At 72.1% G+C, this 12,397-nt stretch carries 5 protein-coding genes; 2 read left to right on the forward strand and 3 right to left on the reverse strand.

Annotation, left to right across the window (positions count from 1 at the left end; all coding sequences use genetic code 11):
* Nucleotides 1–20: 20 nt before the first annotated feature.
* Nucleotides 21–1,286: an EAL and HDOD domain-containing protein gene (locus J2S57_RS11165; protein WP_307241300.1), complete on the forward strand. Its 1,266-nt coding sequence runs from the start codon at nucleotides 21–23 to the stop codon at nucleotides 1,284–1,286.
* A gap of 45 nt (nucleotides 1,287–1,331) precedes the next feature.
* On the forward strand, nucleotides 1,332–3,386 hold the full coding sequence (locus tag J2S57_RS11170) for an NAD(+) synthase (RefSeq protein ID WP_307241302.1): 2,055 nt from the start codon (nucleotides 1,332–1,334) through the stop codon (nucleotides 3,384–3,386).
* Here the strand turns inward: J2S57_RS11170 and J2S57_RS11175 are convergent.
* Genes J2S57_RS11175 through J2S57_RS11185 form a run of 3 tightly spaced genes read right to left on the reverse strand, consistent with a single transcriptional unit; the run spans nucleotide 3,375 to nucleotide 11,894 of the window.
* The gene (locus J2S57_RS11175) at nucleotides 3,375–3,668 is read right to left on the reverse strand and encodes a hypothetical protein (protein WP_307241305.1); all 294 of its coding nucleotides are present in this window, start codon (nucleotides 3,666–3,668) and stop codon (nucleotides 3,375–3,377) included. The genes J2S57_RS11170 and J2S57_RS11175 overlap by 12 nt on opposite strands.
* Nucleotides 3,665–9,850, reverse strand: coding sequence for a hypothetical protein (locus J2S57_RS11180; protein WP_307241307.1), 6,186 nt, complete (start codon nucleotides 9,848–9,850; stop codon nucleotides 3,665–3,667). Before J2S57_RS11180 ends, J2S57_RS11175 begins: the two co-directional genes overlap by 4 nt.
* Nucleotides 9,834–11,894: a flagellar biosynthesis protein FlhA gene (locus J2S57_RS11185; RefSeq protein WP_307241309.1), complete on the reverse strand. Its 2,061-nt coding sequence runs from the start codon at nucleotides 11,892–11,894 to the stop codon at nucleotides 9,834–9,836. The genes J2S57_RS11180 and J2S57_RS11185 overlap by 17 nt, the downstream gene beginning before the upstream one ends.
* Nucleotides 11,895–12,397 lie beyond the last annotated feature (503 nt).

A 12,397-nucleotide genomic window follows, 5' to 3' on the forward strand; every position in this document is an offset into this window, starting at 1 on the left:
CCGGATCTCCTTCCGAGGCCATGGCTGAAGCGCCGGTTCCCGTGGGTCTCCCGCGGGTGCCGGCGCAGACGCGCGTCCCGGCCGATGCGGTGCGGAACGTCAGGGTGGGCCGGCAGGGGCTGTACGACGCCCGCCGGACCCTCGTGGCCTACGAGGTGCTGTTCCACTCGGGCGAGAAGGACGTGAGCGACCGGGCGACGTCCCAGGTGATCGCGTCCACCTTCGGCACGTTCGGGGTGGACCGGATCGCCGGGTCGCGTCCCGTCTTCATCAGTTTCACCCGCGCCTTCCTCACCGGGGTGATCCCGATCCCGGTCGAGCCGGCCGGTGTCGTGGTCGAGATCTCGGCGACGATGATGGTGGACGCGGAGCTGCTGGCGGGCGTCGAGGGGTTGCGGCACGACGGCTACCGGATCGCGCTGTGCGACTACCGGGGGCAGCCGGAGTGCTCGGCGCTGCTCGACCTCGTCGACTACGTGAAGGTCGACGTGCCCGCTCACCCCGGATGGCAGCTCGCCGAGCTGGCCGCCCGGGTCACCGAGCGCGGCCGCGACCTGATCGCGGGCGGGATCGAGGACGAGCCGACCCTGGCCCGGGTCCTCGAACTCGGCTTCGGCCTGTTCCAGGGCCCGCTGCTGGAGAAGCCGACCGTGCTGGAGCGTCGCACCCTGACGCCCACCCAGCTGGTCTGCGTCCGTCTGCTGCGGGAACTGGCCGACCCGGAACTGGACATCATCCGGCTCGAACCCACGATCGGCAGTGACCCCGGCCTGGCGCTGCGGCTGCTGCGCACGGCCAACTCGGCCGCGTCCGGCACCATGCGCCAGGTCTCGTCGCTGCGGCAGGCCCTGGTCATCATCGGCCCGCGCCGGCTGCGCTCGTGGGTGGTGCTGATCCTGCTGGAGGGGCCGTCGAACGCCTCCCCGGCGGACGGGTTGTGGAAGGTGCTCGCCCGGGCCTGCGCATGCCGGGTGCTCGCGCCGGACCCGGTCGACGACATGGCCTTCACCGTCGGCCTGCTGTCCGGGGCGGCGGAGCTGCTGGCGACGCCGCCGGAAGTGGTCGCCGAGGCGGCCGGGGTGAGCCGCGAGGTGCGGGACGCCCTGGTCAGCGGGCTGGGTGGGGCGGGGGCGGCGCTGCACGCCGTCCTGGCCCACGAGCGGGACGACGACGAGGGCATCGCGGCCACCGGCCTCGCGCCCTACGCCGTCTCGCACGCCTACCTGGAGTCGCTCAGCGAGTCGTTGCGCCTGGTCGAGGAGATCGCGGGCGTTTCGGACTCCTGAGGGTCTCCCCGCGCTCGCTCACGGTCGTTTGAGAGACTGACGACCGTGAGCGAGCGCTTCTACAACGCCTACCACCAGGGCTTCGTCCGGGTCGCCGCGTGCACCCTGCGCACGGCCATCGCCGAGCCCGACACCAACGCCGAGTCGGTGCTGCGCATCGCGCGGGACTGTCACGCCGACGGCGTCGGCCTGGCGGTGTTCCCCGAGCTCACCCTCACCGGGTACTCGATCGAAGACCTGCTCATGCACGAGACCGTGCTCGCCGACGCCGAGCGCGCGCTGCGCACGGTGATCGACGGCTCGGTCGGGCTCACCCCGGTGCTGCTCGTCGGCCTGCCGGTGCGTTTCCGCCACCGCATCCACAACGTCGCCGCGGTGGTGCACGACGGCCGCCTGCTCGGTGTGGCGCCCAAGTCGTACCTGCCGAACTACCGCGAGTTCTACGAGGCCCGTCAGGTCACCGCGGGTCGCGATATTTCCGGCTCGTTCATCACCCTGGCCGGTGAAGAGGTCCCGTTCGGCACCGACCTGCTGTTCGCCGCCTCCGACGTGCCCGGTTTCGTGCTGCACGTCGAGATCTGCGAGGACATGTGGGTGCCCGTGCCGCCCAGCGCCACGGCCGCGCTCGCCGGCGCCACCGTGCTCACCAACCTCTCCGGCAGCCCGATCACCATCGGCCGTGCCGAAGACCGCAAGCTGCTGGCCCGTTCCGCCTCCTCCCGATGCCTGGCCGCATACGTGTTCGCCGCCGCCGGCGAGGGCGAGTCCACCACCGACCTGGCGTGGGACGGCCAGACCCTGGTCTACGAGAACGGCGTGCTGCTGGCCGAGGGGGAGCGGTTCCCCACCGGTGACCGGCGCACGATCGCGGACGTCGACCTGGACCTCCTGCGCGCCGAGCGTCTGCGGATGGGCAGCTTCGAGGACAACCGGGCGGGTCTCGCTCCGGACCACCGGGTGATCGAGTTCGAGCTGAGGCCGCCCGCGGGCGATCTCGGCCTGCGCCGCGAGGTCGAGCGCTTCCCGTTCGTGCCGGCCGACGAGACCCGGCTCGAGCTGGACTGTTACGAGGCCTACAACATCCAGGTGGCCGGGCTGCGGCAGCGGCTGCGGGCGATCGGGCAGCCGAAGATCGTGATCGGCGTCTCCGGTGGGCTCGACTCCACCCACGCGCTGATCGTGGCGGCCAAGGCGATGGACGAGGAGAAGCGGCCCCGCACCGACATTCTCGCGTTCACCATGCCCGGGTTCGCGACCAGCGACCGCACCAAGAACCAGGCCTACGGGCTGGCGCGCAGCCTGGGCGTGACGTTCGAGGAACTCGACATCAAGCCCACCGCCGAGCTGCTGCTGCACAACCTCGGGCACCCGTTCGGCGGCGGCGAGCCGGTCTACGACATCACCTTCGAGAACGTGCAGGCCGGCCTGCGCACCGACTACCTGTTCCGGCTGGCCAACCAGCGCGGCGGCATCGTGCTCGGCACCGGCGACCTGTCCGAGCTGGCGCTGGGCTGGTCGACCTACGGGGTGGGCGACCAGATGTCGCACTACAACGTGAACGGTGGCGTGCCCAAGACGCTGATGCAGCACCTGATCCGCTGGGTGATCTCGTCCGGGCAGTTCGAGCCCGAGGTCGGCAAGATCCTCGAAGACGTGGTGGGGGGCGAGATCAGCCCGGAGCTGGTGCCGGTGGGGGAGGACGGCATCACCCAGAGCACCGAGGCCAAGGTCGGGCCGTACTCGCTGCAGGACTTCTCACTGTTCTACACGCTGCGGCACGGGTTCCGGCCGTCGAAGATAGCGTTCCTGGCGATGCACGCGTGGAGTGATGCCGAGAAGGGCGACTGGCCGCCGCACTTCCCGCCGGACAGTCGTATCGCGTTCGAGCTCGCGGTGATCCGGCAGTGGCTGCTCGTGTTCACGCAGCGGTTCTTCGCGTTCAGCCAGTTCAAGCGCTCGGCGATGCCGAACGGGCCGAAAGTCACGGCCGGGGGCTCGCTCTCGCCGCGAGGCGATTGGCGGGCCCCGTCCGACGCGTCGGCGCGGATCTGGCTCGCGGAGATCGAGCGGGAGGTTCCCGGCGAGCCCTCAGCCGGCTGAGGCCCGCCGGGCCTCGGCCTCCTCGGCCGCCCGCTTGGCCTCCGTCTCGGCGGCGGTCTGGGCGGCCTCCCGGGCCTCGGCCTCGTCCTTCTCCTCCCACTCCTGCTCGTAGCGCTTGACCAGCCCCAGGATCAGGGCGGCGCCGACCGAGCAGAGCACGGCCACGACGAGCCAGCGCACGAGCGCGGTGAAGCCGTCGAGACCGCCGCTCGCATACTGCGCATAGAGCGGCGGTCCCGCCAGCACGGCCGCGACGGCGCAGCCGATCACCAGGGGATTCACGAGGTTGCGCCACCCACCGCGAGCTGGGTGCACAGGAGGGCGGCCCAGCCGACCCGGTCGACGGCGATCCCGTCGACCCGGACCACCGGCAGACCCAGCTGCAGCACCTCGGCCGGAGCACCGGAGTCCAGTGCACCGTCCAGGGCGACAGCGTCGACCTTGCCGAGATACCGCACCCAGCGCTGGTTCTCCTCCAGCGACCGGCTGCCGTCGAGCACGGCGATCACGGCCTCCGCACCCACGTTCTGCAGAACCTTGCGGATCTTGCCGGCGTCCTCGGTGCGGGCACCGTCGACCGGGATGCTGACCACCACGGGACGCGTGGCGGCCGCGAGGTCCATCGCGCCACTGCGCTCCGGGCCCAGTTCGTGCGGGACGGTGACGACCGTGCGCGGCCCGCCGTTGTGCGGCAGGTCGAGCGCGGTGCGGGCGGCCTCCAGGCCGACGATGTCCGACGGACCGACCACGGCGATCACCTCGACGTCATCGGCGATCGTCGGCTCGGGCATCGCTCCCAGCATCTGCACGACGGCCATGAACCGGTCTCCAGAGGGGAGATTGGCGGTCCATTCGGCCGGCACACCGAGGGTGTTGAGCGCAGCCCGGTCGGCGGCGACGGCCTGCTCCGCGGCGGCCTGAAGATCGGCCTCGGTCGGCAGTGTCGGCGCCGGGACGCTCTCGACCGGCACGAACGGCGATTCCGTCGCCGGGAAGCCGATGCTCGCTCCCGCCTCGGGCAGAGGCAGGGGGGCGAGCGGGCTTTCGATCGCGGGGTTCACGTCAATGGTGGACGCGGTGGTCGCCTCCGGGGACACCGGGGGTTCCGGGTCGGGCTGGAAGGCCCAGGCGGTGACCGGTTCCTCGGCGGCGGGCATCGCGAGACCGGGCGTTGCGAGACCGGGGGTCTCGAGGGCGGGTGTTGCGAAGTCGGGCGTCGTGAGGTCAGGCGCCGCGTAGTCGGGTGATGCGACGATCGGTGCCGAGGGGCTAGGTGTTTCGATGGCGGGGGCCGCGAAACCGGGGGCCGCGAAACCGGGTGCGGCGAAGCCGGGGACCTGGAAGTCGTCGGCCGGGAACGAACCCGGGGTGGGCTCGGGGGAGCCGGTGTGACCGGCGTCCTCCATCGGGTTCGGGAGCGGGGGAGCGAAGCCCGGGGTGGACTCGGCGACCGGGGCTTCGGCGACCGGGGCTTCGGTGACCGGGGTCTCGGTGACCGGGGTCTCGGCGACCGGCACGGCCCAGGCGGCCATGGCCTCGGCGGGGGAGGCCCAGCTGGAGGCGGGACCCTCGTCGGGGAGGCCGGGCGCCGGGGCGCTGGGGGCGGGCCACTCCGGGCTGTGGTTGGCCGGGGTGGTGGCCCAGGCCGACGGCGCGCCACCGGAACCCTCGGACACCGGAGCGCTTTCGACCAGCGGAGCGCTGGGCTGAGCGGGCACGAGCGGCTGGGCGGTGGCGAACTGGGTGTCCTGGTCCACGGTCTGGGTGGAAGCCTGGGGCTCGGGGTGCGTGAGCGTGGCCGTCGGGTGCGAGGCCCGCTCGGCCTCCATCACGGCCTGGGCGGCGGCGAGTTCACCGGCGGCCGCGGCCGCGCTGGCCCGGGCCGCGACGATCTCCCAGGCGGGCGGCTCTTCGAGAGCCGCTTCGCTGGACGCCTCGACCCGCGGCGCCGGGATACCCGCGATCGCCGCGCTGCTGGTCTCGTCCTGCTCGGGGGCCGGCGGGTTGAGAGGAGTCACCGGGGCGACGTCCTCGTCCTTGGGCTCGTCCTTGCTCTTGGCCTTCTTGCGGCCACCGAAGCGGATGCCGAACACCTTGAAACCACCGGCGTTCTCGGCCTCATTCTCGCTCTTGTCGTCGGTCGAGGCCTCGGTGTCGGACGCGGTCGCGCTGACGACGGCGGCCGCGTCCTCGGTGACATCGTCGGGCGAGCCCAGGGTCGGGTCGGTGTTCGGGCCGGTGTGACGAGCGCTGGTGCGCTCACGCCGCGGCCGGTGACGACCCGCGTCCTCGGCAGGCGCCGGCTCGACCGCCGGGGTGATCGTCTCCTCGCTCTGACGGGGCGCCGGAACGGTCTTCTTGGAGCCCTTGGTGCGCCGCGTCTTGCCCTTGGGCAGCACGGTGGTCGCCCGGGTCGAGGTGGCGGGGAGCTCGGTCAGATCCGTCAGCTCGGCCAGATCACCAGGGACGGAAACGTTCTGGGCCTGGGCGGCGGATGTCGCCGCGTATTCCGTTGCGTCGGTGGCGGACACGGGCGAGCTGAACTGCGGTGCGCCGAAGGAAGAATCGGTCGATCCGAACGACGAGGTGTTGCTCTCGGTCGAACCGAACGGCGTGGACCCGAACGGCGTTGACCCGAACGGCGTGGACCCGAAGGAGGACTCGAGGGTCTCGGGCGAGCTGAACGAGGGCGTCGTGAACTCGGGAGCGGCCGGCTCGGGCGTGGTGAACTGCGGCGTGGCGAACTGCGACGTCGCGAACTCGGAAGACGCAGGCCCAGAAGAGACAGGCCCGGAAGAGACCGGCTCGGAGGACGCCGCCTCGGAAGGCGTGGCCGGGGAAGACATGGTCTCGGAAGACATGGTCTCCGGAGCGACGAGACCGGGCACCGTGAAGTCGGAAGTGGTCTCCAGCTGCGGCATCTCGGCCGCAGGCGGTTCCGCACCGAACGCCGGCGCGGCCTCGTACGTGGCGAGACGCGGCGTCTCGGCGGCGAAGGAAGGACTTCCGGCGTAAGGAGACTCGGCCCCCGCGAGCCCCGGGATCCCGGTCTCGTCGGTGCCGGGCGTGCCGAAGCCGGCCGTCCCGGAACCAGCCGCGCCGAAGGCGGACGTGGCGAGATCCGCAGTGCCGAAGCCGGGCGGGGTGGGTTCGACGGTGCCGAAGCCAGGCGTGGCGGTCTCATCGGTGCCGAAGCCAGGCGCAGCGGTTTCAGCAGTGCCGAAGCCAGGCGTGGCCGGTTCGGGCGTGGCGGGTTCAGTGGTGCCGATGCCGGGCGCAGCGAGCTCGGGAGTGCCGAATCCGGGCCATGCCGACTCGGGAGCGCCGAAGGTGACCGGTGCGGTGTCGCTGGCCGCGGCGTCCGCCGTGCCGAACTCGGGGGCCTGGAACTCGGGCGTCCCGAAGCTGGGCGCGCTGAACTCGGGCTCACCGGATTCAGGCGAACCGTGCCCAGACGTGCTGAACCCGGGCGTGCTGAAACCGGGAGTCGTGAACTCCGGCGCGGCGAGCCGCGGCGTCTCCTCGGAGGTCGTGAACGGCTCGGTGCCGGGGACGGTGCTGGTCACAGCGTCCGTCCCGGGGTCCGTGGCGTGGTCGGTGCTGTGGTCCGTGCTGTAGTCCGCGCCGAAGGCCGGCGCCCCCCAGAGCTGTGAAGCATCCCCGTTCCCACTGGTCGGCGCCGGGTCTCCGGCGGTCTCGGCCCATCCCCCGATGGGTGTGGCGGTGTCGCTCGGGTCGTCGGCCGGGGTGCCCAGGGCTCCCGGGAAACTCCAGTCGACGGACGCCTCGGGTACCTCGTTCGGCGTCGCGGTCGGGCCGGTCGGGTCGGCCCACTTGGCGATCAGGTCGGCCTCGATCTCCGGCGGGCCCGGGATCGACGCGGCGAAAGGCGTCACGGTCGGCGCGGAGGCCTCCGGCTCGGCGGGCGCACCGCTGTCCGCGTCGGCGAGGGACGCGTCGGTGTCCTGCGCAGTGTCCGAGGGCGTCCGGGCAGGGTCGTCCTCACGTCCGCGGCCGGACCCACCGGAGCGGGCCTTGGGCGGAAGCGGGAGAAGCTTCGGAATGTCCCTCACCGGAGAAGGATCGGAAGGAACGCCACCGGTGTTGAGGGGCATCGAGCCGCCGTTGTGCGGAGGTTGTCCCCCGAACGGCGGTTGATCCGTGGTTTCCACCCGGATGCCGGGCAGCGAGTCGGTCATCAGGCCGCCCGGCAACGGTGCCTTGCGCGGGCTGCGCCGGCTGGCGGGCAGCATCAGGTCCGTGCCGGACTCGCGGCGCGGCGTGTTCTTGCGGCCGCGCGAGCGGGCCCACGCCGGACGCAGTCCGCTGAAGTCCAGCTCCGCCTCGCTCGCGGCGGTGGTGAGGTCGAGCGGGACCGGCGCGAGCTCGGTGGCCGGACGCTCGGCGTCCGCGACATCGGCCGGGATCGTCGTGTGGGTGAGCTCGGGCAGCGTTTCCGCGTCGTCGAGCCCGGGAGCGGCGGTGAGGTCGGCGAGCTCGGGCGCCGGGGCGTCGTGACTGAGTTCGGGTGAGCTGCTTGCGGACGCGTCGGTCCCCGCTCCCTCGCCCCCGACGGTTCCCGGGTGGGCGCCGTGGCGGCGGCGCGGCTTGGTGCGCGCGTTCGGGGCGGATGACTGCTCGTCCGCCCGGGTGACGTCCGCCCGGGTGACGTCGGGCCGGGGCGCCGGCTGCTCCGTCGCGGCGGCTTCGATCACCTTCGGCATCTCGACGGTGTCGGCCGTCTTGTCCACGGCCGGCCGGGTGGTGGCCGGCTGGGGGGCGGCCTCCTCGGACTCCGGGACCAGCGACTCGAACTCGGCGGCCAGGTCGGCGGCGTCGGGATCGTCGGTGACGGCGATCTCGGCCAGGGCGTCGGCGTCGGCCGTGCCCAGGTCAGCGGCTGTGGCGGTCGGGTCGGCGTCGATCGGGCCCGTGGCGGCCGGGCTCATGGCGATCGGGCGGGTGGGAGCGGACGTCGTGCCGCTGACCGGAGCCTTGGCGTGCTTCGCGTGCTTGGGGGTCGAGTCGGCGGGGGCGTCCACTTCGGCAGTGTCTGCAATGGACGCGTCCGACTCCGGGAGCGTGCGCACGGACGCGGGCGTGTTCACCCGGTTGCCGTGCTCAGGCTGCTCGCTCGGGGCGATCGCGTCGAGGGGTTCCTCGTCGTCGGCGAACACCGCCTCGATCTCGTCGGCGAAGTCCTCGTCGGCGAAGCCCTCGGCCGTGAACTCCTCGTCGAGGAAATCCTCGTCCGCGGTGTCCTCGCCCGTCGCGCGCTCGACCGGGGCGTCCGTGAGCTCTTCGACCACGGCGTCCTCGACCACGACGTCACTGTCGGCCGCGGTCTCGGCGACCACGGCGTCCTCCATCGCGTCGTTGTCGACCCCGCCGTCCGAAGCGGTGGCGTCGAAGACCGCGTGTCCTTCGACCAGCGTGTCCAGGCCCGGTGCGTCCTCGACCGGACCGGCCGCTTCGGTGACGGACGGGGTCGGGGCGACCGCGGCGTCCTCAGGCACCGGGTTCTGATCGAGCTCGGCGGACTTCTTCTTCGCCTCGGCCGTGCGCTTGCGGGCAGCGGCCTTCGCCGCCTTGGCCTTCGCCGTGCGCGCCGCCTTGGCCGCGCGCTCGAGCCGGATCTCCTCGGCCCGCGCGGCGATCCGGGCCTCGCGGGCCTCGGCCTCCTCGGCCGCCCGGCGGGCCGCCTCCTGCTCGAGGTCGGCCGGCTCGGCGGGCAGAGCCGCCGGGGCAGCGGGCGAGGGAGGGGTGAATCCGGCGAACTCCTCGTCCCAGTCGTCCCATTCGGCCTCGTCCCAGGCAAAGCTGTTGGGACCGGCGGGCCGGGGCGGCGGAAGGTCGCGGCCCAGGGGCGTACGGCGGTCGGACGGGTGGCCAGCACCCAGGTTGCGCACCGACGACGGGTCGAGCGGGGGCCGGGCGGCGGGAAAGCCTCCGGCGCCGAGGATCTCGGCCAGGTCGAGGGTCTCGCGGACCTCGTCCTGACCGTACGGGTCGAACGACGGGCCGCGGGTGTCGCGGTGGTGCGCGTCCTGGATCGGCATCCGCTCGTCCGAGGCCATGGCGGCCTCGAACGCGGCCTGCCGGGCCATCGCCAGCGCGGCGGCCTTCTCGATCGACTCGCCGTTGCCGCCACCGGCCTGCTGGGCCAGGTTGAGCAGGTCGCGGTGACCGGAACGGGGCAGACGGGGCGGGGCCGGGCGCTGGGCGCGGGCCAGGCGGTCGGCCCGGTCGTCGGACCCGGGACGGTCGGCGAGCTTCAGCTCGTCCTCGTCGTCGAGACCTCCGGGCACCTCGACGGCGACCTCGAAGCCCTCCTTCGCGAAGAACCCGAGAACACCTCCCCGGCGCACCTTCTCGGCCCGGACGATACGGGCGAACGGACCACCCTCGCGACGCGCCCGGATGAGCAGCGCCTCGAGGTCGTCACCTTCAAGCAGCAAATTCATGACTACTACTCACCTGTCCGACGGTCTCGATCTGGTGAATGCCGGTCGCCTCGGTGAAGGCGATGACGGGAAGCTGGGGCAGCGAACCGCGCAGCAAGCGCCGCAACGGAAGCCGCAGGGGCCCGGAGATCAGCAGGACCGGCAGCTCACCACGTTGTTCCGCGGTGGTCTGCAGGGCCGAGATGTCCGAGACCAGACGCTGGGCCTGGATCGGGTCGAGCGCGATGACCACGCCCTGTTCCGAGGCACGTAGCGCCTCGCCGATCTGGGTCTCGACGGCGGGCTCGAGGGTGATGGCCCTCAGCACTCCGTCGCGGACGTACTGGGCGGCCAGGGCCGGGCCGAGCGCGGCCCGGGCGGCCTCGAGCAGGGCATCCGGGTCCTGGGTGGTGCGGGCCCGCTGGCCGACACCTTCCAGCACCCGGCCCAGGTCGCGGATCGAGACCTGCTCGTCGAGCAGCGCCTGCAGCAGACGCTGCACCGCCGAGAGCGGCAGCACCCCGGGCACGAGCTCCTCGACCGCGGCGGGCCGGTCGCTCTTGAGCACCTCGAGCAGCTCGCGGGTGTCGTCGAGGCTGAGAAGCCGGGACGCGTTCTGCCGCACCATCTCGGCGAGGTGGGTGGTGACCACGGCGGCTCGTTCGACGATCGTGGCGCCGGCCAGCTCGGCCGAGGCCCGGTACTCGATCGGGACCCAGACCGCGGGCAGGCCGAAGACCGGCTCCGTGGTGTGGCGTCCGGGCAGCCCGTCCATCGAGTCGCCGATCGCCAGCAGGCATCCGGGAGGTGCCTCGCCGGTGGCCACGCTGCTGCCACCGATGCGGATCTCGTAGGTGCCGGGCGCCAGCATGGCGCCGTCCCGGGTACGCACCGGCGGGAGCACCAGGCCCAGGTCGAGCGCGGTCTTGCGGCGCAGGGCCCGCACCCGGTCGAGCAGGTCGCCGCCGCGGGCCGTGTCGACCAGGTCGACGGCGTCGGGGGACAGGAGGAGCTCGAGCGGGTCGACCCGCAGCGAGTCGGTGACCGGGTCGCTGCTGCCGCCCGGACCGGGCAGGGCCACCTGGCCGGAGGGCATCGCGATGGCACCGGAGGCCGCCGCCGTCTCGGCCTGCCCCTCCTCGGCCAGGTCGGTGGAACGGAAGGCCGCGAACATCACGAGCCCGCCGACGATCAGGAACGGGATCTTCGGCATGCCCGGGATCAGGCACAGGGCCAGCAGCGAGCCGCCGCCGATCATCAGGGCCTGACGGTGCCGGCCGAGCTGCTTGATCAGGTCGGAGCCGACGTCGCCGGCCCCGGTCGAGCGGGTCACGATGACACCGGTCGCGACGGACATCAGCAGGGCCGGGATCTGCGAGACCAGGCCGTCACCGACGCTCAGGAGGCTGTAGGTCTGGATCGCCTCACCGGCCGGCATGCCCTTCTGCAGCATGCCGATCGCGAAACCACCGATCAGGTTGACCAGGGTGATGATCACCGCGGCCATGGCGTCGCCCTTGACGAACTTGGTACCACCGTCCATGGCGCCGTAGAAGTCCGCCTCGGCCGCGACGTCCTTGCGTCGCTGGCGGGCGGTGTCCTCGTCGATCAGGCCGGAGTTCAGGTCGGCGTCGATCGCCATCTGCTTGCCGGGCATCGCGTCGAGGGTGAAGCGGGCCCCGACCTCGGCGACGCGGGAGGCACCGTTGGTGACCACGGTCAGCTGGATGATGATCAGGATCGCGAAGATGACCAGACCGATGATCAGGTTGGCCCCGATCACGATGTGGCCGAACGCGTCGATCACGTGGCCGGCGAAGCCGTCTCGCAGCACCAGCCGGGTGGAGCTGACGTTCAGCGCCAGCCGGAAGATCGTCGCGACCAGCACGATCGTCGGGAAGATGGCGAAGTCGAGCACTCGCTGCACCTGCAGCGCGACCAGCAGCACGATCAGGCTGATGCCGATGTTGAGCGCGATCAGGACGTCGAGGAGGGCGGCCGGCAACGGCACGACCATCATGAGGACGACGATCACGATCGCGATGGGTACAGCGATACGGGTCATCCGGTTGGACGGCACGGGGGCGGACCTCCGACGGGCTACGGGGCGAGGTGCGGGCAGCTCACTGGTTCGTGAGGGTGAATCCGTTGTCCCGCGATTACGCCATCCGTGGCTGATGCTCACATCGGCCGGGCGTGAGGAAGACTTGAGCTTCGGGGTGCCGGGCCGTGGCGATCTGCCGTCCGGGGGATGTTCGGGCCCGGTGACGCGGACAGGTATCACCCGGCGGTTGCCTGGCGTCCACCACCTGTCAAAGTCTCTGCGGGACAGTTTTTTCGACGTAGTCGCAGGAGAACCGACCTGCGTCGCGGCGAACTTCGCCGTCCGTCGCCAGGCCGGGCGGGCCAACGGTGGTGACCGTCCGACGTGCCGAAGAACGGAAGCGGCGTACTTTTGTCGAAGTGGCCGCGATCCATGCCGAACTGAAGCAAAATAGACTTCGGTCGGTCGTTCGGCAGGGGCACCTGACGACCTGCTCCCGCACGACGGCGTGCGCAAGCAGACAG

Origin of the sequence: Kineosporia succinea (genome assembly GCF_030811555.1) — a bacterium.
Classification (GTDB): Bacteria; Actinomycetota; Actinomycetes; order Actinomycetales; family Kineosporiaceae; genus Kineosporia; species Kineosporia succinea.

Bases quoted from the DNA above. Each gene is read 5' to 3' on its own strand.
- J2S57_RS11165 (WP_307241300.1), top strand. From the start codon at position 21: ATGGCTGAAGCGCCGGTTCCCGTGGGTCTCCCGCGGGTGCCGGCGCAG.
- J2S57_RS11180 (WP_307241307.1), bottom strand. From the start codon at position 9,850: ATGAATTTGCTGCTTGAAGGTGACGACCTCGAGGCGCTGCTCATCCGG.
- J2S57_RS11185 (WP_307241309.1), bottom strand. From the start codon at position 11,894: ATGACCCGTATCGCTGTACCCATCGCGATCGTGATCGTCGTCCTCATG.